The following is a 21,633-nucleotide window of genomic DNA, read 5'->3' on the forward strand; positions in this document are numbered from 1 at the left end:
ACGACGCATGCTGCTGCCCTGCTGCCTGCAGCGGTACGTCCGGCGGGGCCGGGTCGGCTTCGGCCGCCTGCCCCGCCACGGGTTTCCTACGGTTGTTCGCGCGTATTAGTTGATCTGGTCGAATAATTTATCCGAAACCGGGCCCTTTATCCGGATTCCAAAGTCCCTTAAAGTGTCACTCATGCAAGGCATTCGGGTGCCTCCCGATTGCCATTCCGGCTGACGCCGGGGTTGCAGCCGATCCCATTCGCAACCACCGCCCTACGCGCCGACGGCTTTCTGCCGCCGCGCAGCGCCCGGCTCCATGCCGCCGCGCCCCTTAGACCTTTCAGTACGCCGATAACGCCCTGCCCCGCGCGCCGCCTGACGGCATCGCGCCAGAGGAATGCCTATGCTTTTGCCTATCCTGTTACTTTCCGCCGCCGGTTTCACGATCCTGACCACCGAATTCCTGATCGTCGGCCTGCTGCCCGGGCTGGCCCGCGACCTGGGCGTCACGGTGTCGCAAGCCGGTTTGCTGGTGTCGCTGTTCGCCTTCACGGTGGCGGCCACCGGCCCCCTGCTGACCGCGCTGATGGCCAACGTCGAACGCAAGCGCCTGTTCATCGGCGTGCTGCTGCTGTTCGGCGTGTCCAACGCCGTGGCGGCGATGGCCCCGAACATCTGGGTCATGGCCGTGGCGCGCTTCGTGCCCGCCCTGGCCCTGCCTGTATTCTGGTCATTGGCCAGCGCCACCGCCGTGGAATTGGTCGGACCGGCGCGCGCCGGCCGCGCGATCTCGATGGTGGCTTTCGGTATCGTGGCGGCCACCGTGTTTGGCATCCCGATTGGCGTGCTGATCTCGGATGCGTTTGGCTGGCGTGCGGCCTTCTGGGTGTTGTCGGGCGTCGCTTTCGCCAAGGCGCTGCTCCTGCTGCTGGCATTCCCCAGCACCCGCATCCGCGCCGACAGCGTCAAACTGGTCACGCAGTTGCGCATTCTGCGCAACCCGATCGTGCTGGGCCACGTGGTGCTGTCGCTGCTGGTGTTCACCGGAATGTTCACCGCCTACACCTACCTGGCCGACATGCTGGAGCGGCTGGCCGGATTCAATGGGCAGATCGTCGGCTGGACCATGATGGCCTTCGGCGGCGTGGGCCTGATCGGCAACACGCTGGGCGGCCGCATGGTGGACCGCAGCCCGCTGGGCGCGACCGCGCTGTTCTCATCGATGATGGCGGCAGGACTGGCATTCGTGGCGCCCGTGATGCAATCGCACGGCCTGTTGGCCGTGGCGCTGGGCGTCTGGGGCATTGCGCAGGCCGCGCTGTTCATCGTGTGCCATGTGCGCCTGATGAAGGCTGCCCCCGAAGCGCCGGCCTTCGCGGCCTCGCTGAACATCTCGGGCGCCAACATCGGCATCGGGCTGGGTGCCGTGGTCGGCGGCCATGTCATCGACCACTACGGCCTGGCGTCGCTGGGCTGGGCGGCATCGGTCATCGTGGCGGTTTCCGTTGCCCTGGCCTTCGCGCTGATGGCTGCGTCGCGCCCGCGGCAGGCGAAAGCCGCGTGCGCCAACGCTGCCTGAGCCAGCACGTGTGTCCCCCGCGCCACGCCTCTGCGGGCGGGCGCGGAGAACGCAGCAGGCTATTGCGTTTACCAGTACAATAGAAGTTCTTGGGGCCGATCCGGATTCGACGTGGGTCGCGAAACAACTCAGGGCATGCCGAGCACCAGTTCGCTCGTTAAACCACTGGAAACACTACAAACGCCAACGACGAGCGTTTCGCTCTCGCCGCTTAAGCGGTGAGCCGCTGCACTGATCTGTCCTTGGGTCAGGTGGAGGAAGGCAACTTCCTAGGGGGGTAACCCTCGAACCACAGCAGCGACATTCACAAGGAATCGGTCTGCGCTGGGGTCACACGGCTCAGATTTAAATTACGTGAATCGCTTTGGTCCGGCCTGTCGGTTGGCTAAGTCCAGAGTTAAAACTAAATAAATCGACTACGCATGTAGAACTGATTGCAGAGGGCTTGCGGACGGGGGTTCAATTCCCCCCGGCTCCACCAAACACTCCAGTGCTATCAAGCACTTAAAAAAGGCCAACCCTTAAAGTTGGCCTTTTTTTTGCGTGTTTGGGTTCGGCGTCCCCGACCGGCAGACCCCGCGCCCCTTAGGGAAGCCTTGAGACGATAAATGCAACTTCGTTTTGATGGTTTGGATATCGGCCGTTCACGTGGGCGGCGAAATCCTGTCTGGTGATCCGGTGGTGATAAGCATCATGCAACCACACCAGGAACTGGTCTTCCTCGGCTTTCGTATCGATGGGGATGCGCTTGTAGTTTGGCTCCGCCTTGATCCGGTCCACCAAGTTGTTGAGCCACGCATTGAAGGGCTGGTCATCCACCGCTGCCGCAACGCGAGGGTCGGTATTTGTCGCGCAGCCCTGTATCGCGGGCATGGCCAGAACGCACGCTAGCACGACAGCGCGACCGAAATTTCTCGCTCTCATTTTCATGCTCACTTCTCCTTCTCTGTCCGAACAGGAGCAATGAAGATACTTCGATAAGGGCGTGCGCAGCAAAAGGCCGGCATGCCGAATCCCGTTGGCTTCTGGTGCCCGGGTTTTTCTGAAACGCTTATCGAGAAAGCCCAAACAGGGCGAACCTCAGAAAGAAAAGTGCTACCGCCTGCTCGTGCCGTGGCGCGGGGACAACGGCCCGAACTTTTACCGAGTATGTCCCCAGCATTGGTTCGAGTCGAAATAATCCGTCACATATTACCAATACTTTCAATACATAATAAACGCAAGGAAATGCCACCACGTCTGTGAGGTCATTCTTGCGATGAAAGTCCTGTCCATATTCGGCACGCGTCCCGAAGCCATCAAGATGGCGCCACTTGTGACCGCGCTGCAGCAGGAGCGACGGATTCAAAGCGTGGTTTGCGTGACGGGCCAGCACCGGGAGATGCTGGATCAGGTCTTGGCGCTGTTCGACCTGCGCGCCCAGCACGACCTGGACATCATGATCCCCAACCAGACCCTGAACGGACTATATGCGCGGTTGATCAGCCGGGTGGACAGCGTGCTGGAGGCCGAGCAACCCGATTGCGTCCTGGTGCATGGCGACACCAGCACCGCCTCTGCCTGCGCCTTGGCGTCGTTCCACCGCCGTGTCCGTATTGGCCATGTCGAGGCCGGATTGCGCACGGGCAATCTGGCGATGCCCTTTCCCGAAGAAATGAATCGCCGCGTCGTCGATGCGGTCGGCGACTGGCTGTTCGCCCCCACGGCCGAGTCGCGCGGCAATCTGCTGCGCGAGAACCTGGCGGGCCACATTACCGTCACGGGCAACACGGTGATCGACGCGCTGGCGATGACGTGCGAAAAACTGGATCCGCAAGGTCCGCTGGCCCGCCAATTGGAGTCCCGCTACGACTGGCTGGATCCGTCCCGCCGGCTGCTGCTGGCGACCGGCCATCGGCGCGAGAGCTTTGGGGACGGTTTCAAGAATATCTGCGCGGCGCTGGCCGAACTGGCCCGACGCGACGACCTGCAGATCGTCTATCCCGTGCACCTGAACCCGCAAGTCCGCAATGTGGTGATGACGGAATTGGCTGGCCTGCCGCATGTGCACCTGATCGATCCGCTGGATTACCTGGACTTCGTCTGGTTCATGCAGCGGTCGTATCTGATCCTGACCGATTCCGGCGGAGTTCAGGAAGAAGCCCCTTACCTGGGCAAACCGGTGCTGGTGATGCGCGACGTGACCGAGCGCCCCGAGGCGGTGCAGGCGGGAACGGTGGCGCTGGTGGGCACCGACACACGGCGCATCGTGACCGAAGTGACCCGCCTGCTGGATGACCCTGGCCTGCATGCGTCTTTCTCGCGGCGCATCAACCCCTATGGAGACAGTCAAGCCAGCCAACGCATCGTGGACGCCTTGTGCGGACGCGCCGTATCGGAATTCGACCCCTACGGAACTGCGTCCGCTGCTGGCGCCTGACGCCCTTGCGACGTATTCCCAGCCCGGAGCCCCCATGCCTTCCCCTAGCCTGATCACCCCCGCTATCCGAACGCTTTGCCGCGCCTTGATGGCCGCCGGCATGCTGTTTCCCGTGGCCGCGACGGCCAGCCCCGCCGGCGACGCTTTGCGGCGCCTGCAAAGCGATGACTGGGTCACGCGGAGCACCACGCTGCAAGACCTGGGCATTACCGAGCCGGTCGTCCTGAGCAACAGCGACGCGCGTCATGACTTCTATCTTCCCGTGCCGCGCGGCGTGCCCATTTCCGATGCAACCCTGAACTTCGACGCGAGGTACACCAAGGGCGAGCCGGGGCGCACGAGCATGGTGCTATGGGTGGACGGTGAGCCGCAAACCGCACAGCGGATCGCCGACGGCGACGGGTCCCTGACGCGCAAGCTGGCCGTGGAACAGCGCAGCCGCCAGACCGGTTTCCTGCGGCTCGGCATCGATTGGCAATCGGAAATCGCACTGCGCAATTGCGAGAGCAATCGCGCGACGGCCAATGCGCTGACGATCTCGCCACAGACCGACCTGAGCTACCGCTACGACGCGTCCGCCATCAGCAATCTTGATGACGCTTGGCGCACCTTGCCCGGCAAACCGGTATTGATGGTGCCCGGGGCCAAGGTAGACCCGCAGACGTTCGACAGCGCCTGGCGCATGGGCGTGGCGATGGAGCGCGCGGGCAAGCGCGTGGCGGTCAAGGCATTCCCGTCGGTGGGCGACGAGGTCGACACGCGGGGCCTGCAGGCGCCCGCCGGCCTGGGGCAGATCCCGGCGTTCGCCGCCGTGACGGACAAGGCGAAGCACAAGCTGGCCAGCCCCGCCGAAATTGGCGCCTTGCTCGTCCTGGGCGCCCCCGCCGTGAGCGGCGATGTGGTCATCGTCGATGCCTCGCTGCGCGCTCGCTACAACGCCGCGCTGGATGCGCTGCAAACGCAACTGGCCTCGGACGCCGACGCCGCCGACGCCTTCAAGGCGTGGCGCCAGCAGCGCATGCCGCTGGCCGGCGCGGACCTGCCCGCGAAGGATATCCGGCTGCTGTCGTTGGGGCGCCAAGCCGTGATCGCCGTGGCGGCCGATGCCGGTGCTCAAGGCGCAGGCGCTTTCGACGCGGCCTGGCGGCGCATCCTGGTGACGCGCCAGGTCAATGTGAAAACCGCCACGCCGCCCCAGACCTTCGCGGACGGCGGCCTGCGCCTGACGACCCTAGGCGGTTCAGCGGACAGTTTCGACGTGGTCGCGCGTGGCGACTGGAACGCAACCTTCCCGCTGGCGTCCGTATCCGCGGATGGCCGGATGCCGGACGAACTGGTCCTGGATCTGGCTGCGGCGCCCGGGGCGTCCACGACACGTCCCGTGGCCTCGGTCTTCTGGAACGGCATTCTGCTGGCCGCCAAACAGATGGACGCCGACGGCAGGCCCGAGCGCCTGATCGCTCGCGTTCCCGGCTATGCGCTGGGCGTCACCAATGCCGTGCGCGTCACGTTCCAGCGCCAGCCGGTATCGGTGGACTGCAACGAAATCCCCCAGGGCTATCCCGTGAACGTGCTGCCGACGAGCTACGTAAAACCGGGCAAGGCGCAGCCTGACGGCACCTTCGTGGGACTGCTGCCGCTGCTGGCCGGCAGCCCGCAACTGATCATCCCGGACGCCTACCTGGCCGATGCGCCCGACAACCTCAAGCGCGTGATCGGTATCGCCTCCGCCAGCGGCGTGTCGGCGACGCGCGCCGAGCTGACGGTGACGCCCGCAGGCCAGGCCGTCAAGCCGGCACGGCCGTTCCTGGCGATGGAAGTCGCGGTGGAAGGAGCCAAGCCCATGGTCCAGGTGACCGACCGCAAGCAATTGAAGGTGGATGGCAAGGACGCGCCCTGGCTGGACATTTCCGGCCTGGACCACATCAGCACCGCGGAGGTCGTCAGCGGCGGCGGCCAGGACGGCTTGCTGTGGCACACCCTGGGCGAGCGGCCGGGCATGCTGGATGCGCCCTTCGTGCTGAACCGCGGCAACGTCGTCATCATCGGCGCAACGGGACCGGTGGCCTGGATCGATAGCGGCAACCCCGACGCCAGCCACCCGCCGGGCGCAGGCGAAAGCGCCTTCTTCGAATGGCGCCGCTATATCTCGTGGAGCGTGCCCGCCATCAGCATCAGCATGCTGATACTGATCTTGATCCTGATCGTTGCCCTGCGCGTGAGCCGCAGGAAGCACAAGGAAAACAAGTAACCCGGAAGCGCCATGTCCTCGCTCTACTGGCCCTACCTCATCGCGGATTACTACCGCGGGCTGGAAGTCGTGACCGCCATCGTGGGCGTGGTCATCCTTCTGTCGAGCCTGGACGACCTGTTCATCGACGCCTGGTACTGGCTGCGCGAGCTGAGGCGTTCATTGACGGTCAAGCGCCGCTACACCCCGCTTTCGGCTGAACAGCTGCGCGCCAAGGAGGAACAGCCGCTGGCGATCATGGTGCCCGCGTGGCTGGAGTACGACGTGATCTCGTCGATGCTCGAGACCATGGTGTCGACGCTGGAATACAAGAACTACATGATCTTCGCCGGCACGTACCAGAACGACCAGCGGACGATCGACGAAGTGGAGCGCATGCGCCGGCGTTATCGGCAATTGATCCGGGTGGAAGTGCCCCACGACGGCCCCACCTGCAAGGCCGATTGCCTGAACTGGATCGTGCAGGCCATCTTCGCGCAGGACGAGAAGCAACCGGTGCCCTTCGCCGGCGTCATCCTGCATGACAGCGAGGACGTGCTGCACCCGCTGGAGCTCAAGTACTACAACTACCTGCTGCCGCGCATCGATTTCATCCAGCTGCCGGTGACGTCGCTGGAGCGCCATTGGTATGAGCTGGTCGCCGGCACCTACATGGATGAATTCGCGGAGTGGCACACCAAGGACCTGGTGGTGCGCGAAAGCCTGTCCAAGATGGTGCCGTCCGCCGGCGTGGGCACCTGCTTTTCGCGCCATGCGCTGGTGGAGCTTGCGGCTGAAACCAACAACCAGCCCTTCAACACGGACACGCTGACCGAAGACTATGACATCGGCGCGCGGCTGGCCCAGCGCGGCATGAAGCAGATCTTCGGCAAGTTCCGCGTGGAATACGTGACGCGGCGGCGCTCGTGGTTCGGGCTTGGGCCTGAAAAAATATCGACCATCAGAATGCCGCTGGGTGTGCGCGAATATTTTCCCAACACCTTTCGCACGGCGTATCGGCAGAAGGCGCGCTGGACGCTGGGGATCGGCCTGCAGGGCTGGCAGCAAGTGGGATGGACGGGATCACTGGCGACCAGATACCTGCTGTTCCGCGACCGCAAGGGGCTGATCACGTCGTTCATTGCGATTCTGGCATATGTCCTGCTGGCCAACTTTTTCGTGTTTTTCCTGGCGGACAAGTTTGGCTGGTGGACGGTGTATTACCCCTCTTATTTCCGGCCCGGCGGGTGGCTGGTGACGCTGATGTGGATCAATGCGGTGGCCCTATTGCTGCGTGTGGTGCAGCGGGCGTACTTTGTGGGGCGCATGTATGGCTGGGAACACGCCATGCTGTCGATCCCCCGGATGATCGTCGGCAATTTCATCAATGCAATGGCGGCGGCGCGGGCCTGGCGGCTGTTCATCATGCACCTGATCACCGGCAAGCGCCTGGCATGGGACAAGACCATGCACGACTTCCCAAGCACCGACCAACTGTCGCAGCAGCGCAAGCGGCTGGGCGAACTGCTGCTGTCCTGGCAGGCCATCGACCAGGACACGCTGTCACGCGCGCTTGAGATCCAGGCGCGCGAGAAAAAGCCACTGGGCAAGATTCTGATGGAGCAAGGCTGGCTGGACGAGCGCACGCTCAACGAGGCCATCGATTTCCAACAAGCGGGACAGGAGGCGCCGCCGCCCCCGCACGCCAAAGACAAACCCGCGACGACATGACTCTGCTGACCCGTTCGCTCATCTTGTCCGCCGCGCTGGCATGCGTGTGGGCGGCCGCGCCCGCCTCCGCTCAAACCCCGGGCCAGACGCCGGCCAAGACGGAAGCGCCGCTGGAAGGCGCCGCCTGGCAGTTTGCCGATGAAGGCTACAAGAACTACGACGCGGGCAAGTATGAACTTGCCCAGCGGCAGGCGGAATCCGCCATCGCCCTGCGTCCGGACGTGGAACGGCTGCGCTTGCTGCTGGTCTATTCGCTGCAAAAGCAGGGCAAGCTGAAAGAGGCCGATCAGGCCGCTGCCGATGCGATCAAGAACGGCCTGGACACCCCCGCCTTGCGGCAGGCCCGCGCCAACCTCCGGCCGCAGGCAGCGCCGCGCCCGGCGGGCGTTGCATCCGGCGGTTCGGCCACGACTTCCGCCTACCGCCGCGGCTTTCCCATCGCCACGCGCGCCTACGCCGACTACAACCGTGCCGACTACCCGGCCGCCGCGCGCGGGGCCGAACAGGCGTTCCGCATCGATCCGAAGCAAGGCGCGTGGGCCATGCTGTGGTTGGACGCGCTGGAAGCCCAGGGCAAGTATGAAGAGGCCGACGCTGCCGCCGCCCAGGCGATTGCGCTGGGTGCACCCAACAAGAACGACTTGACCGCCCGCCAGCAGACGATGAAGCGGCGCATGGCGATCAAGCCGGCCGAAGCGGGCTACCAGGCCCTGATCGCCAATCGGCCGGGCGACGCCGTGCCGCTGGCGCGTCAGGCCGTCGCGCTGGCGCCCGATACCGCCAGCCATCGCCTGCTGCTCATCAGCGCCCTGATGCTGGACAACCAGTTGCAGGCGGCCGAAGACGCCGCGACGGACGCGATGAAGCAGGACGACGAAAACACCGTGGCGCTGGTCATGCGCGCGTATCTGCGCCAGCGCCAGGGCAAGACCGACCTGGCGGACGCGGACTTCGACGCCGCCCTCAAGCAGGATTGGCTGGACGACGACCAGCGCCGGAATATCCGCTTGATTGCGGCGGATGCGTCGCTGGCCGCCGGCGAGAACGCGCGCGCGCTAGCCTTGCTGCAGCCGCTGGGCGCCAAGGATGACGCGGCGGAGGCTCGCATCAAACGCGCACGCTCTCGGCCCGCGGTGCCTGCGACCCTGACGTTGGCCAACTATCCTGCCCCGGTGCAGGATTGCCGCGACACGCCCTACGGCACATCGTGCGAACTGCTGCCTTCGGACGCCGCCGGCAGCGGCGGCCCTGCCTCGCTGGCTTACGCGGCGTATGCGCGCGAGGATTATCAGGAAGCCATTGCCCAAGCCCGCCAGGCGGTTGCGCAAGACCCCGCCAACAAAGAGTTCCAGCGCCTGCTGACGACCACGCTGGCCGCCGGTAATCGCGCGCAATTGACGGAAGCCAACCAGCGCATGAGCGAGGCGCTGGCGGCCCAGCCCGACAATCCCACGCTGCTGATGCAGCGCGGCTATTTGCACCAGCGCATGAAACAGCCGAAGCTGGCGCTCCAGGATTTCCAGGCGGCGCGCGCCACCGGCAAAGCGCCTCCGACCGTCATCCTGGACGAGGGCTATGCGCTGTCGGGAGTGGGCGACAAACGCGGCGCGGTCGACAAACTGAAGGAAGCCATCGACGAAGCCGATGCCGGCAGGCTGGAACTGACGCCGCAGCAGCGCTTCGACACCCGCAACGGCATCGCGGGGCTGGACCGCGAATGGGGCGGCTATTTTTCCGCCGGCTACCGGGGCGCACGGCCCGCCTCGGCAGGCCTGGGCGGCGCGGCGGTTACCGTGCCGGGCGACGCCGTATTCAGCACCGCCGAGATCTTCTGGCGGCCATCGGATTTTCTGAATTCGTCCACCCAGGTCTTCGAACTGTACGGCCGCCTATCCAACACGCTGTACGACAAGGGCGGCAAGACCACGAGCCAGACCGTGTCCGACCCGTGCGGCGGCAGCATCGACGTCAACGAGACCAGCAATCAGGGGCTTGCCGGCATTCCCACGACGGTGGGCTCATTGGGGTTGCGCTTCACGCCGTCCACCGAGGTGGGGCTGACATTCGGCCTGGAACGCCAGTTCAACCTGGGCACCGCGACCCGGCGCGGCACGTTCAGCCCGGATCCGTCGGCGTTGCGCTGCCAGCTCAACCAAGACAACGAGACCGCCCACTACGAAACCAATGCCGGTAGCGGCGGCTGGCTCGCCTATGTGACTTACGGGCTGTATGAAGGCACGACGCTGCGCATCGACCGCCCCGACTGGTTCACGATGGAAGGCTACGTACAGGCGGGCTACTCCTGGCAGGACATGCCCGCGAAATTCTGGCTGCGCAACAACGCGACCGGCGTCGATGGCGAGAAATCATCGGGCAGGCTGAAGCGCGACCAGGCCTTTGGCGCGGGCGAGCTGCGCGTGGGGCGCAGCTACCGCATGGACGCCATCAGCGACCGTCTGGTGTTTTTTCCGTATGCCGTGATCGGCGCGGACTGGTTGTCGAACCGGAACCGTGTATCCGGCCTGGACATCAACGGCACCGATTCCTACAACCTGGTGGGCAACGGCTCGTCCTGGTCCCTGGGCGCCGGCCCCGGTTTCAACGTCCGCTACTGGTTCCGCGAAGACCATTACAACGCACCACGGTCCTATCTGGACTGGACGACGCAATACCGCTTCAACATCGGCGGCGGCGCGGCCGACCGGGCCCGCGGCCTGTTCATCAACCTGACCCTGTCGTACTGACGACGCGCCGACCCGCAACGAACAAGGAGTCCGTCTTCATGAAAACCCCTTTCCCCTTTTCCCGCCGGCTGGCGATTGGCCTGTCCGCCGCGCTGCTGGCCGTTGCCGCGTATGCGCAGGAAGGCTCGTCCCTCGTGATCCAGGGCAAGGACAACTGGCTGTTCCCCGGTTGGGGCAGCCTGACGCAGGTGGACATGCGCGGCATCGACGCCTCGACCCAGCTGGTACGCGAAACCCGCGACGCCTTGGCCGCCAAGGGCATCCAGCTGGAAGTGCTGGTGCTGCCGGACAAGACACTGTTCTATCAGGACAAGCTGCCCGACGGGAAATCGCTGAGCGCCGACGTGAAGAAGCGCTATCAGACCATCCAGGACAAGCTGAAGCAGGCCGGCGTGTCGACCTTCGACGACGAAGCCGTACTGAAGCAAGTGAAGGACAGCGGCAAGGACGTCTTCTACCGCACCGACCAGCACTGGACGCAGGCCGCCGCCGACGCCACCGCCGAAGCGCTGGCGCAGCAGATCCAGCAAGACGTGAAGACGCTGGCCGGCAAGCCCGGCACCGGCATGCCGCTGGGCAGCGTGGTCAACGAGCGCCGCTATGGCGATCTGGCTGAACTGTTCCTGACGCCCGACCAGCGCAAGCAGGCCGGCCGCGAGACCTACACCGTGCGCCGCCAGGCCGAAAACCAGAGCCTGCTGGACGACGCGCCGGCCCCCGTGCACGTGACCGGCCACAGCATGGTGCAGCCGTATTTCGGTTTTCCGCAGAAGCTGTCCAACGTGCTGGACCGCCCGGTCTCCGTCAATTGGAAGCCCGGCAACGTCGGCCAGTGGATCATGCTGCTGGAGTACCTGGAGTCGCCCGCGTTCAAGCAGAACAAGCCGCAGGTGCTGGTCTGGCAGATGTTCGAACCCACCTATGCCCAAGGACCGGACGCCAAGGGCTTATGGGACAACGCGTCCATCATGGGCGCCGACACCTGGCGCAACCGCATGAAGGCCGCCATTGGCAAGTAGCGCCGTGGAACCCTCTGACAAAGCCGCCGCGCCCAGCCACCGGCTGAGCGCCTGCGTGGTCGCGTTGCTGCTGGCGATGGGCTTGGGCTGGGGCGCCTGGTGCCTGGTCGACGCCAAGATCAGCCCGGCCGAGGTGTCGCCGTCCGCGTGGGCCGACGGATCGGCGGGCAGCGTGCTGAACAAGGCCATGCATATGCCCAGGCAGCCGGAAGTGGACACCTGGAACGCCTCGGTGCGCTACCGCGTGCTGGGCGACCTGGGCGATCAGGTCGCGATGGGCTGCCCGCAATGGCTGTTCTACCGCGACGGCTTGCGCCCGCAGCCAGGCGTCCACGTCTTCAATGAGCGCCTGCGCCTGATGCGGCACTGGGTGGATGAACTGCGCAAGAAGCAGGTACAGGTGCTGGTCGTTGCCGTGCCGGATAAATCGCGTATTGAAGCTGACCGGCTCTGCGGCCTGCCGGTGTCGATGCCGATGCGCCAGACGCTGGATGCATGGCAGGATGCCCTGCGTGCGCAAGGCGTGCCTTTCGTGGACCTGCGCGACGCGTTACGCGCCGCGCCCGCCCCCCGCTTCTTCCGCACCGACGTGCACATGAACGCGCAGGGCGCGAAGGCCGCCGCGCAGCGTGTGGCCGAGGCGGCCTTGCCCCTGCTGCAAGGCCCCGGCACGCAAGCGTTCAAGACCGATGCGCCCACGCCCGCCACGACGCGGATGGGCGACCTGATCGTGCTGGCAGGGCTGGAGCATGCGCGGCCGGGCTGGCGTCCCGAACTGGAAGTGGTATCGGAGCAGAGAATCGAACCGGTGCGCGCCGGCGGGCTGCTGGACGAGGCGCCGCCCGTGGAAGTACTGCTGGCAGGCACGTCCAACGGCCGCCGCAGCCAGTTCGCGGAACGGCTGGGCATCGGCCTGGGCCGCGAAGTCTGGAACATGAGCCTGGACGGCGGGCAGTTCTCGGGAGCGTTGCAGATCGCGCTGAAGCAGCGCGATCAATGGCCCAAGAGCCTGAAGGTACTGATCTGGGAATTCTCGGAAAACGCCTTGTCCCTGCCGCTGACCCCGGACGAACAGGCCGTGCTGGCCCGCCTGCCGTAGCGAACCAAGATGCTATTTAACTCTTACCTGTTCCTGCTGATCTTCCTGCCGGTCACGCTGGCCGTCTATTACGCGCTGGGGCCGCTGAACGTGCGCCTGGCGGCGTTGTGGCTATGTCTGACCTCGCTGGTCTTCTACGGCTGGTGGAACCCGCAGTTCGTGGCGCTTCTGGCTGGCTCCATCGCGTTCAACTACGTGATCAGCCAGTTGATCCTGCACAACGCGGGACGGCCCCGGCTGCAGGGGCTGATCGTGGGACTGGGCGTGGGCGCCGACCTGGTGCTGCTGTTCCATTACAAGTACTTCGCCACGCTGCTGAACTTCCTGACCGACCTGGGGGTGACCCAGACGACGATGGACGACATCATCCTGCCGCTGGGTATTTCGTTCTTCACGTTCACGCAGATCGGCTACCTGCTGGATTGCAAGGCCGGCGTGGTGAAAGAGCGCAGCCTGCTGAGCTATGTGCTGTTCGTCACGTTCTTTCCGCACTTGATCGCCGGCCCCATCCTGCATCACAAAGAAATGATGCCGCAGTTCGCGCAGGCCGAAAACTACCGCTTCAAGGCTGAAAACCTGTCGGTCGGCGCCATGCTGTTCGTCATCGGACTGGCCAAGAAGGTGCTGCTGGCCGATGGCATCGCGCCCTATGCGGACGCCGGCTTCGCCGCGCCGGGCGAACTGATGTTCTGGGGGTCGTGGGGCGCCAGCGTCTGCTACGCGCTGCAACTGTATTTCGATTTTTCGGGTTATTCGGACATGGCGTTGGGCCTGGCCAAGATGTTCGGCATCCGTTTCCCGCTGAACTTCAATTCGCCCTACAAAGCCAGCAGCATCATCGACTTCTGGGCCCGCTGGCACATGACGCTGACCCGCTACATCACCGCCTACCTTTACTACCCCGTGGCGATGGCCGTGTCGACATGGCGCACCAACCGCAACCTGCCGGTGGGCTCCGCGGGCATCCGCACGCCGGGCGGATTCGCCAGCAGCATCGTGGTCCCCACGCTGTTCACGATGACGTTGGCGGGCGTGTGGCACGGCGCGGGCTTGCAGTTCATCGTCTTCGGACTACTGCACGCCATGTACCTGTCGGTGAACCATGCCTGGCGCATCTTCGTCGTGGGCCGAAAACCCGCCGCGGCGCGCCAGGTCGGCGCCGTCAAGCGCGGCCTGTGCATTCTGCTGACCTTCGTGGCGGTGCTGGTGGCGCAGGCGTTCTTCCGCGCCCATGGCGTGGGCGACGCGATGCTGCTGATGCAAGGCATGGTTGGCATGCGCGGCATGGAATCGCTGGACCTGTCCACGCATGTGGCCGGCCTGGCGTGGGGCGACGCCTGGCGCGTCATCGTGGGCCACCACCTGCAGCTGGTCTACGCGATCGTGCTGCTGGGCATTGCGTGGTTCACGCCCAATGCGCACCAGATCCTGGGCCGCTATTCGCCCGCGCTCTTTAAAACGCAGGAAGCGCCTCGCGCCTTCATGCGCTGGCGCCCCAACGCGGCCTGGCTGGCCGCGATGCTGGTGTTGCTCTTTCTTTGCCTGGTAAACCTGCACAAGGAAACCCGGTTCCTCTATTTTCAATTCTGACCGCGTCGCGGTCCTGGAGCACCCTATGGACATCAAGGCGATCGAGACCAAGGTCTCGGACATCATCGAGAACATCATCCTGACCAAGGTCGACCCGGACACACTGCTGATCGACTCCGGCCTGGTGGATTCGCTGGCCGCCGTGGACCTGGCCCTGGCCGTGGAACGCGAATTCGGCTGCAAGATCCCGCCGACCGAAATCGACGTGCACCTGGAATCGGTGCATACGCTTGCCGCATTCATCGCGGAGAACGCCCGCGCTTGAGGCGCACGCCGGCAGCCAGGAGGACGGGATCATGCGTTTCGATTTCAACACCTATGATTTTGCCGACGCTGCGGTCGACGCCGCCGCCATCGCGGTCGTCGACGCGCAAGGCGCCACGACATGGGGCGAGTTGAAGGCCGCCACCGAAGCGTGGGAACAGGCCGCACGCCAGGCCGGCGCCACGGCGGGCGTGCCGCTTGCGATCTCGGGCCACAAGGAAACCGCGTTCCTGGTGGCCATCCTGGGGTGCCTGCGGCTGGGCGCGCCCTTCGTGCCCGTGGACGTCATCAATCCGCCCGACCGCATCGCGCGCATCGGCGAGCTGGTGCGTGCGGGCCTGCGCTACGACGCGCAAGCCCGCACATTCCAGCCCGGCTGCGCCGCGCCGGCGCCGCTTGCCGAAGCGGGACTGGCCTACATCATGTTCACGTCCGGCAGCACAGGCGATCCCAAGGGCGTGCAGATCGGCCGCGAAAGCGTCACGCTGTTCGCAGGCTGGATCCGCGACTGCCTGGGCCTGGGCCCCGCGCCCGCGTTCATGGACCAGATGCTGTTCAGCTTCGACTTTTCGTTGTTCAACTGGGTCGGCGCGCTGGCGCTGGGCGGCACCTGCGTGTTGTGCCCGCGCGAGATCATCGCCGAACGCGACGCCTTCCTCCGGTACCTGGCCGATTCCCGCGTCAGTGTCTGGGCCTCGACACCGTCGTTCGTGCGGCAGCAGCTGTTCAATCCCGAGTTCGATCACGCGCATCTGCCCGACCTGCGCGTCTTCGTGTTTGGCGCGGAATCCCTGACGCCCTCCCTGACTGACGCACTGTGGCAGCGGTTTCCGCACGTCCGCATCATCAATTCCTACGGACCGACGGAGGCCACCTGCTCTACGACCTGGGTAGAAATTGACTCGAACCTGCGCGCGGCCGCGCCCAATCCCTTCCCCATCGGCCGTGCCAAACCGTATGCGGACGTTTTCATCGAAAACGGTGAAATCAACATCGCGGGCGACCACGTCATGCGCGGCTACCTGAACCGCCCCGACCTGAACGCGTCGCGCATGTTCGTGCGCAACGGCAAGCGTGGGTACCGCAGCGGCGACCTGGGTGAGATCGACGCGCAAGGCCTGGTCACCTTCCGTGGCCGCGTCGACGACCAGATCAAACTGCACGGCTATCGCATCGAACTCGCCGAGATCGACGCAGCCATTGCCACGCTGCCCGGCGCCCGCGCTGGCGCCGCCGTCGCCCTGCGCCGTCCCGACGGCGCCATCGTCCGGCTGATCGGCTTTGTCGAACCCGCAGTGGCCGGCCCCGACGGCTTGCAGCCGCTACCGCCGGAACTGCATGATTGGAAGTCCGCGCTGGGACGCCGCCTGCCGCCCTACATGATCCCGTCCGAGCTGCTCGCCTGCCACCGCTTCCCCACGACCAGCACGGACAAGGCGGACCGCAAACAGCTGCAGCGCCTGTACCTGGACGCCCGCCTCAGCAAAAAACCGGAGCCCTGAATCATGCCCACCCTTTTTCGCAATGCGGCGCTTGCCGTCGCGCTGGCCGCCATGGCCGGCAACGCGGCGGCCGAAGGCGCGTTCGCGCAGCTCTACGCCGCCCGGCCACCCGCCGGATCCTCATTCGTGCGCATCGTGAACCCTGCCGCCACGCCGCTGCGTGTGCAGATCGCCGACGGGCCGGCGCAGGAAGCGGGCGCGGCCAAGCCCGCCACGACCTACGCCATCGTAAAAGGCAACCAGGCCTTCACCGTGCAGGTGGACGGCAAGCCCGCGGCCAGCCTGCAAGTGGCCCCCGACACCTTCAGCACGCTGATTCCACGGCGCGTGGACGGCAAACTGACGTTCGCCGTTGTCGACGACAGCAATGGCGCGCAGGACGCGCTGAAGGCAGAGCTACGCTTCTACAACCTGGCGGCCGACTGCCCCGCCGGCCAGTTGGGCGTCAGCCCGTCCGGACCCGTGCTGTTCCAGGACGTGAAACCGGGCGCGGCCGCGGCACGCGCCATCAACCCCGTCAGTGCCACGCTGGCCGCAGGCTGCGGCGCGGCAGCCTCCCCCACGATGTCGCTGCCTGCCCTGCAGCCCGGCGACCACTACAGCCTGTTCCTGACCGGGTCCGCGGCCGCGCCAATACTGCGCGGCCAGGTCAGCACCACGGACCCCTACCGCCGCTAAGGAGACGTCATGCGCCGCGTTTTCCGGGATGACCACGAACTGTTCCGCGATCAGGTCTGGCGCTTTGTCGCCAACGAGATCGCGCCCCACTATGCCGAATGGGAAAAGGCCGGCGTCACGCCGCGTTCGCTCTGGCGGCGCGCAGGCGAAGAAGGCCTGCTCAACTGCGCTCTGCCCGACCCGTACGGCCTGGGCGGCGACTTCGGCCACGCCACGGTCGTGATCGAAGCGCTGGCCCACGCCAACTTCCTGGGCATCGGCTTTTCGATCCATTCCGACATGGTGTCGCCCTATCTGCTGAACTTCGGCACCAACGCGCAAAAGGAACGCTGGCTGCCGCCGATGACGCGCGGCGAGGTAATCGGCGCCATCGCCCTGACGGAACCGGGCGCTGGCAGCGATCTGAAGGCCATCCGCACGCGGGCGCGCCGCGACGGCGACAGCTATGTGCTCAATGGACAGAAGACCTTCATCACCAATGGCGTCAATGCCGGCCTGGCCATCGTGCTGGCCAGCACCGACCCGGAGCTGGGCGCGCGCGGCCTGTCGCTATTCTGCGTCGAGGAAAACCTGCCCGGCTACACCAAGGGCGCGGCGCTGGACAAGATCGGCCAGCACAGCCAGGACACCTGCGAACTCTACTTCGACGACGTCCGCGTGCCGGCGGATTGCCTGCTGGGCCAGGAAAACGCCGCGTTTGAATACATGACCCGCGAACTGGCGCGCGAACGCCTGGCGATTGCCTTGCGCGCCGCCGCCTCGGTCGAAGGCATGCTGGACGAGGCCGCGCAATACACCCGCGACCGCAAGGTCTTCAGCCGCCGCGTGATCGACTATCAGAACACGCGTTTCAAGCTGGCCAACGCGCGTGCGCAGACCACGATGCTGCGCGTGTTCCTGGACGACTGCCTGGCGCGCCAGATGGCGGGCGAACTGGATCCCACGACGGCCGCCATCGCCAAGCTGAACGCCACCGAAATCCAGGGCCGCGTGCTGGACGACCTGCTGCAGATGTATGGCGGCTACGGCTATATGGCGGAATACGGCATCGGCCGCGCCTGGGTCGACGCGCGTGCGCTGCGGATATTCGGCGGCACCAGCGAAGTCATGCTGGAGATCATCGGCCGCAGTTTCAACTGACGCGCGTTCAGACGCGCGCCGCCAGCCACGCGCGCATCAGGGCGCGCGCTTCCGGCGTGTCGTCGATGACCCAGGGGTCCATCGCAAACGCCACGACCCGTTCGGCCCCGTAGCCGCGCGCCACTTCCCACTGCGCCTTCACGCGGGTGAAATCAGCCGAGCGCGCCTTGAACGTGGACCCGTCGGTACTGCCCGACGGCAGTTCCTCGAACAGTTCCATGACCAGGTCGAACGAGGCCCGGCGCGCAAGCAGCATGTCGTGCAACGGCTCCAGCGCCTGATAGTTCGCCAGGCCGGCCACGCCCACCCCGTCCTGGATCATCGGGTGGATGCGCACCTGGTCGAGGATGCCGCGCCACAGCATCATCAGCGACCCTTCACCGGGCAGGCGGCTGTGATAAGTGGAGATGCAGGGAACGCCTCGGCTGGTGGCTTGCGCCGTACGCGAGAACGCGTCCAGCCAGGGAATCAACTGCGCCTGGCGCTCGGCGGACGCCCAGTTGTATTGCTCTAGTTCGTAGGGCAGATACCAGCCCCGGAACGCACGGCGCTTGGACCACGGGGCGGATTCCATATACGCCACCCCACGCGCGCGCGTCTGGTTCAGAAAGCCCGTGAATGCCGCCTTGTCCCTGCCCGCCAGCACATCCCACCAGCGTTGATCGTAGGGCAGCCCGACATGCACGCCGAGCCCCTGGTGTTCGGCTTCGTCGAAGATGTGGCCCAGCACGGCATCGGGCGCCATCCAGTCGTCCGGACGCCCGCCCTCCAGCCCCACCCATTGCAGGAAGATCTCGCGGCAGCCCAGTCGGCGATAAGCCGACAGCCGCACACGCCAATCGTCGGGGCTCAGGTCCAGGTGGCTGCGCCACAATTGCAGGAACGTGGCGTTCAGCGCCAGTGGCGGCGCACAGGCGGCCAGCGGCGCCAGCGCACCCAGCGCTAGCGCCTGAAGCAGGCGCCGCCGGGACGGGGATGCAGGCAGACGGCGTGTCAGGAGAATATCCTGTGCCGCCTTTAGCCGCGGTTGCCGAACAGGCCGGACAGCGATGCCAGCAGGTCGGTCGGGTTGAATGGCTGACCCGGCTGCACCGCGCCTTCCGGCGTGGCCTTGTCCACCAACTGCGGCAGCAGCGAAGACAGCGACCCCAGCACGGAATCGGTGTCCTGGCCGGTCTTGGCAGCCAGATCATTGACGACGCCAGGATCCAGCACGGACCCGAGCTGGTCGGGACTGACGGGCAGGTTCTGCCCGGTGCCCACCCAAGACGCAACGATCTCGCTCAAGCCGCCCTGCTGGAAGCTGGCGATCAAGCCGCTCAGACCGCCCGGGTATTTGTTCAATTGCTCGATCAGCGCGGGCAACAGCGATGCCGAGCCTCCTTGCTGACCGCCGCCGGCCATCGAGGCCAAAGTATCCAACAGACTCATCGCCATGCTCCTGGAAAGTCGGAAAAACAGTATAGGGCCGCCGCGCGCGCAACGCATGTCAGCCCCGTTACCTGAGGCCGGATCTTTGCAAAACTTGTAAATCGCGGGCCGGTCAACCGGGCGCCTTGGCGGTCGCCGATGCTTTCAAGGCTTTCAGCGCCTTCTGCCCGGCACGGCCGTCCGCCGGCAGACCCAGCTCCCGCTGCGCCGCCTGCAGAGCCTGGCGCGTACGGGCGCCGATCATGCCGTCGGGCTCGCCCACGTCATAGCCTTTGGCAATGAGCAGGCGTTGCAGCTCGCGCCGTTCCGCTCGCGAAAGACCCGGGTCGTCCGTCGGCCAGGCCTGCACCAGCGGACCGCCGCCCCGCAACCTGTCCGATAAATGGGCGATCGCCAGCGCGTAGCTCTCGGCTGCGTTGTAGGAATACAGGGCGTCGAAATTGCGCGTCACCAGGAAGGCGGGGCCATTGCGGCCCGCGGGCAGCAGCAGGCCGGCAGGCGTGTCGCCACCGGGCAAGGGCTGCCCGTCCGCCCGGGTCACGCCCTGCCTGGCCCACGACGACATCGGCCGCTTGTTCTTGCGGCCCGCGCCCGCCGTGTCCGTGCCGGCGGGAAGCCTGACCTCGTAGCCCCAGGCCAACGAGGGGTTCCAACCGGCGCGCTTCAGGAAATTGGCCGTGGAAGCCAGGGCATCCGGCACGCTGTCGACCAGGTCTCGGCGGCCATCACCGTCGAAGTCCACGGCCAGCCGCAGATAGGTGGACGGCATGAACTGCGTCTGCCCGAACGCGCCGGCCCAGGACCCCACCAGCCGATCGGGCGCAATGTGCTCGTCCTGGATGATCTTCAGGGTGGCGAAGAACTCGCCGCGAAAATACGCCTGGCGACGGCCGAAGCACGACAGCGTGGACAGCGACGTCAGCAGCGGGCGGCCGCCCAGCGTGCGGCCGAAATTGCTCTCCACGCCCCATACGGCCGCGATCGTGGCCGGGTCCACGCCGTAGCGCGACGCCGCGCGCGCCAGCTCGGACTGCCAGCGCGCCATGCCCGCCTGCCCGTCCGACACGCGTTCGTCATCAACCAGCCCGGCCATGTAGTCCCAGATCGGTGTCTTGAACTCGGGTTGGGCGTCCAGCAGGCCGATCACGGCCATGTCGGGCGTCAAGCCGGCCGTGTGCGCATCGAAGGTGGCGCCGGACACGCCCGCCTTGAGCGCGGGGCCGCGCAGTTGCGACAGGCAGGCCGCAAAGGGTTCCGCCGCATGCGCGGTCTGCGCGGCGCCCGTCAACAGGGTCAGGGCGGCGCCGGATAGCGCGGTAGCCAACAGGGATTTCATGTTCGGTAGTCCTTGGGATAGTCGGCGTGGGCGGGTGGATGCGGGACGAACCCGGTCAGCCCGCTTGCAATGCGGCAAGTTCATCGTCGTCGAAACCCGCAGCGCGGCGCGCCTCCAGGTTGAACGGGCCGCGCAGCCGGGGCGCGTCGTAACGCCGCGCCAACTCGGCATAGCAGGCGACGGGTTCCTGCCCGGCTTCGGCGCAGAGCCGCTTGAACCAGAAGTTGCCGATGGCGACGTGGCCGATTTCGTCGCGCAAGATAATGTCGACGATGGCCGCGCTTTCCGCATCGCCCGCGCCGGCCAGCTTGTTGCGGATCATGGGCGAGGCGTCCAGGCCGCGCGCCTCCAGCGTGCGCGGCACCAGCGCCAGGCGAGCCAGCAGATCGTCGCGCGTCCGTTCGGCCATGTCCCACAGGCCGTTGTGCGCCGGGAAATCGCCATAGGCGAAACCCAGCGCAGCCAGCCGCTGGCGCAGCAGGTCGAAGTGATAGGCCTCTTCGCGGGCGACGCGCAGCCAATCCCGGTAGAACGCATCTGGCATGCCGGCAAAGCGCCAAAGGATGTCCAGCGCCAGATTAACCGCGTTGAATTCGATGTGGGCCAGCGCATGCAGCAGCGCCGCGCGCCCTTCCTGGGTGGCCATGGAACGGTGCTTGACCTGCGCGGGCGCGACCAGTTCGGGCCGCGCCGGACGGCCGGGCAAGCCGGCGGGCGCCACGAATTCCCGCTGGCGGTCCAGTGCCGCGGTATCGGCGATGGCGCGCACCGCCGCCATTTTCTCGGGCCATTCCAACGCGGCCAAAGCCGCCAGCGCCTGCCCGCGCAGGCAGTCGGCATGCGGCCCTTCCTGGCGGGAAGGCATCGTGTTGCTGTCCATGAT

General features: G+C 66.0%; 17 protein-coding genes and 1 other RNA gene. 13 read left to right on the forward strand and 5 right to left on the reverse strand.

Going from position 1 to position 21,633, the window contains the following annotated elements; all coding sequences use genetic code 11:
- The first annotated feature begins 391 nt into the window (after nucleotides 1-391).
- Together CQ050_RS00860 and ssrA are read left to right on the forward strand one after the other, a co-directional pair.
- Nucleotides 392-1,567, forward strand: a complete 1,176-nt coding sequence (locus CQ050_RS00860; RefSeq protein ID WP_105554976.1) for an MFS transporter — start codon at nucleotides 392-394, stop codon at nucleotides 1,565-1,567.
- A 91-nt stretch (nucleotides 1,568-1,658) separates the two neighbouring features.
- Nucleotides 1,659-2,048, forward strand: a transfer-messenger RNA (tmRNA) gene (gene ssrA / locus CQ050_RS00865).
- A 104-nt stretch (nucleotides 2,049-2,152) separates the two neighbouring features.
- Here ssrA and CQ050_RS00870 read toward each other — a convergent pair.
- The gene (locus CQ050_RS00870) at nucleotides 2,153-2,497 is read right to left on the reverse strand and encodes a hypothetical protein (protein WP_105554977.1); all 345 of its coding nucleotides are present in this window, start codon (nucleotides 2,495-2,497) and stop codon (nucleotides 2,153-2,155) included.
- A gap of 328 nt (nucleotides 2,498-2,825) precedes the next feature.
- On the opposite strand from CQ050_RS00870, the gene wecB reads away from it, so the two are divergent.
- Genes wecB through CQ050_RS00925 form a run of 11 tightly spaced genes read left to right on the forward strand, consistent with a single transcriptional unit; the run spans nucleotide 2,826 to nucleotide 17,983 of the window.
- Nucleotides 2,826-3,986 (forward strand): non-hydrolyzing UDP-N-acetylglucosamine 2-epimerase, encoded by a 1,161-nt coding sequence (gene wecB / locus CQ050_RS00875; RefSeq protein ID WP_105554978.1) that lies wholly within the window; start codon nucleotides 2,826-2,828, stop codon nucleotides 3,984-3,986.
- Between the two features lie 34 nt (nucleotides 3,987-4,020).
- On the forward strand, nucleotides 4,021-6,237 hold the full coding sequence (locus CQ050_RS00880; RefSeq protein WP_105554979.1) for a cellulose biosynthesis cyclic di-GMP-binding regulatory protein BcsB: 2,217 nt from the start codon (nucleotides 4,021-4,023) through the stop codon (nucleotides 6,235-6,237).
- A 12-nt stretch (nucleotides 6,238-6,249) separates the two neighbouring features.
- Nucleotides 6,250-7,947, forward strand: coding sequence for a glycosyl transferase family protein (locus CQ050_RS00885; protein ID WP_105554980.1), 1,698 nt, complete (start codon nucleotides 6,250-6,252; stop codon nucleotides 7,945-7,947).
- Entirely contained in the window at nucleotides 7,944-10,691 is a 2,748-nt protein-coding gene (locus tag CQ050_RS00890; protein ID WP_105554981.1) for a hypothetical protein, read from the forward strand. The genes CQ050_RS00885 and CQ050_RS00890 overlap by 4 nt, the downstream gene beginning before the upstream one ends.
- 38 nt (nucleotides 10,692-10,729) lie before the next feature.
- Nucleotides 10,730-11,710, forward strand: a complete 981-nt coding sequence (locus tag CQ050_RS00895) for a twin-arginine translocation pathway signal (RefSeq protein ID WP_105554982.1) — start codon at nucleotides 10,730-10,732, stop codon at nucleotides 11,708-11,710.
- 4 nt (nucleotides 11,711-11,714) lie between these two features.
- Nucleotides 11,715-12,809 carry a cell division protein FtsQ gene (locus tag CQ050_RS00900; RefSeq protein ID WP_199196704.1) on the forward strand — a complete coding sequence of 365 codons (1,095 nt, stop codon included), beginning with the start codon at nucleotides 11,715-11,717 and terminating at the stop codon, nucleotides 12,807-12,809.
- A 9-nt stretch (nucleotides 12,810-12,818) separates the two neighbouring features.
- Nucleotides 12,819-14,399 (forward strand): MBOAT family protein, encoded by a 1,581-nt coding sequence (locus CQ050_RS00905; protein WP_105554983.1) that lies wholly within the window; start codon nucleotides 12,819-12,821, stop codon nucleotides 14,397-14,399.
- A 25-nt stretch (nucleotides 14,400-14,424) separates the two neighbouring features.
- Nucleotides 14,425-14,664 (forward strand): acyl carrier protein, encoded by a 240-nt coding sequence (locus tag CQ050_RS00910; protein WP_105554984.1) that lies wholly within the window; start codon nucleotides 14,425-14,427, stop codon nucleotides 14,662-14,664.
- A gap of 31 nt (nucleotides 14,665-14,695) precedes the next feature.
- Entirely contained in the window at nucleotides 14,696-16,165 is a 1,470-nt protein-coding gene (locus CQ050_RS00915; protein ID WP_105554985.1) for an AMP-binding protein, read from the forward strand.
- 3 nt (nucleotides 16,166-16,168) lie between these two features.
- A complete protein-coding gene (locus CQ050_RS00920; protein ID WP_105554986.1) occupies nucleotides 16,169-16,843 on the forward strand; it encodes an alginate O-acetyltransferase AlgF in 675 nt (224 codons plus the stop codon).
- 9 nt (nucleotides 16,844-16,852) lie between these two features.
- Entirely contained in the window at nucleotides 16,853-17,983 is a 1,131-nt protein-coding gene (locus tag CQ050_RS00925) for an acyl-CoA dehydrogenase family protein (RefSeq protein ID WP_105554987.1), read from the forward strand.
- 7 nt (nucleotides 17,984-17,990) lie between these two features.
- On the opposite strand, the gene CQ050_RS00930 is transcribed toward CQ050_RS00925, so the two are convergent.
- The 4 genes from CQ050_RS00930 to CQ050_RS00945 form a co-directional block, all read right to left on the reverse strand.
- Nucleotides 17,991-18,980 carry a DUF4434 domain-containing protein gene (locus CQ050_RS00930; protein ID WP_369868245.1) on the reverse strand — a complete coding sequence of 330 codons (990 nt, stop codon included), beginning with the start codon at nucleotides 18,978-18,980 and terminating at the stop codon, nucleotides 17,991-17,993.
- Nucleotides 18,981-19,000: 20 nt separating this feature from the next.
- The gene (locus CQ050_RS00935; RefSeq protein WP_105554989.1) at nucleotides 19,001-19,414 is read right to left on the reverse strand and encodes a YidB family protein; all 414 of its coding nucleotides are present in this window, start codon (nucleotides 19,412-19,414) and stop codon (nucleotides 19,001-19,003) included.
- Between the two features lie 112 nt (nucleotides 19,415-19,526).
- Nucleotides 19,527-20,750: a lytic murein transglycosylase gene (locus CQ050_RS00940; RefSeq protein WP_105554990.1), complete on the reverse strand. Its 1,224-nt coding sequence runs from the start codon at nucleotides 20,748-20,750 to the stop codon at nucleotides 19,527-19,529.
- Nucleotides 20,751-20,805: 55 nt separating this feature from the next.
- A complete protein-coding gene (locus tag CQ050_RS00945) occupies nucleotides 20,806-21,630 on the reverse strand; it encodes a ferritin-like domain-containing protein (protein WP_105555548.1) in 825 nt (274 codons plus the stop codon).
- Between the last annotated feature and the right edge of the window lie 3 nt (nucleotides 21,631-21,633).

Source organism: Achromobacter sp. MYb9, assembly GCF_002975275.1.
Taxonomy (GTDB): Bacteria; Pseudomonadota; Gammaproteobacteria; order Burkholderiales; family Burkholderiaceae_B; genus Achromobacter.

Bases quoted from the DNA above. Each gene is read 5' to 3' on its own strand.
- CQ050_RS00935 (WP_105554989.1), bottom strand. From the start codon at position 19,414: ATGAGTCTGTTGGATACTTTGGCCTCGATGGCCGGCGGCGGTCAGCAA.
- CQ050_RS00940 (WP_105554990.1), bottom strand. From the start codon at position 20,750: ATGAAATCCCTGTTGGCTACCGCGCTATCCGGCGCCGCCCTGACCCTG.
- CQ050_RS00945 (WP_105555548.1), bottom strand. From the start codon at position 21,630: ATGGACAGCAACACGATGCCTTCCCGCCAGGAAGGGCCGCATGCCGAC.
- CQ050_RS00895 (WP_105554982.1), top strand. From the start codon at position 10,730: ATGAAAACCCCTTTCCCCTTTTCCCGCCGGCTGGCGATTGGCCTGTCC.
- CQ050_RS00885 (WP_105554980.1), top strand. From the start codon at position 6,250: ATGTCCTCGCTCTACTGGCCCTACCTCATCGCGGATTACTACCGCGGG.
- CQ050_RS00925 (WP_105554987.1), top strand. From the start codon at position 16,853: ATGCGCCGCGTTTTCCGGGATGACCACGAACTGTTCCGCGATCAGGTC.
- CQ050_RS00870 (WP_105554977.1), bottom strand. From the start codon at position 2,497: ATGAAAATGAGAGCGAGAAATTTCGGTCGCGCTGTCGTGCTAGCGTGC.
- CQ050_RS00905 (WP_105554983.1), top strand. From the start codon at position 12,819: ATGCTATTTAACTCTTACCTGTTCCTGCTGATCTTCCTGCCGGTCACG.
- CQ050_RS00880 (WP_105554979.1), top strand. From the start codon at position 4,021: ATGCCTTCCCCTAGCCTGATCACCCCCGCTATCCGAACGCTTTGCCGC.
- CQ050_RS00915 (WP_105554985.1), top strand. From the start codon at position 14,696: ATGCGTTTCGATTTCAACACCTATGATTTTGCCGACGCTGCGGTCGAC.
- CQ050_RS00910 (WP_105554984.1), top strand. From the start codon at position 14,425: ATGGACATCAAGGCGATCGAGACCAAGGTCTCGGACATCATCGAGAAC.
- wecB (WP_105554978.1), top strand. From the start codon at position 2,826: ATGAAAGTCCTGTCCATATTCGGCACGCGTCCCGAAGCCATCAAGATG.
- CQ050_RS00860 (WP_105554976.1), top strand. From the start codon at position 392: ATGCTTTTGCCTATCCTGTTACTTTCCGCCGCCGGTTTCACGATCCTG.
- CQ050_RS00920 (WP_105554986.1), top strand. From the start codon at position 16,169: ATGCCCACCCTTTTTCGCAATGCGGCGCTTGCCGTCGCGCTGGCCGCC.
- CQ050_RS00890 (WP_105554981.1), top strand. From the start codon at position 7,944: ATGACTCTGCTGACCCGTTCGCTCATCTTGTCCGCCGCGCTGGCATGC.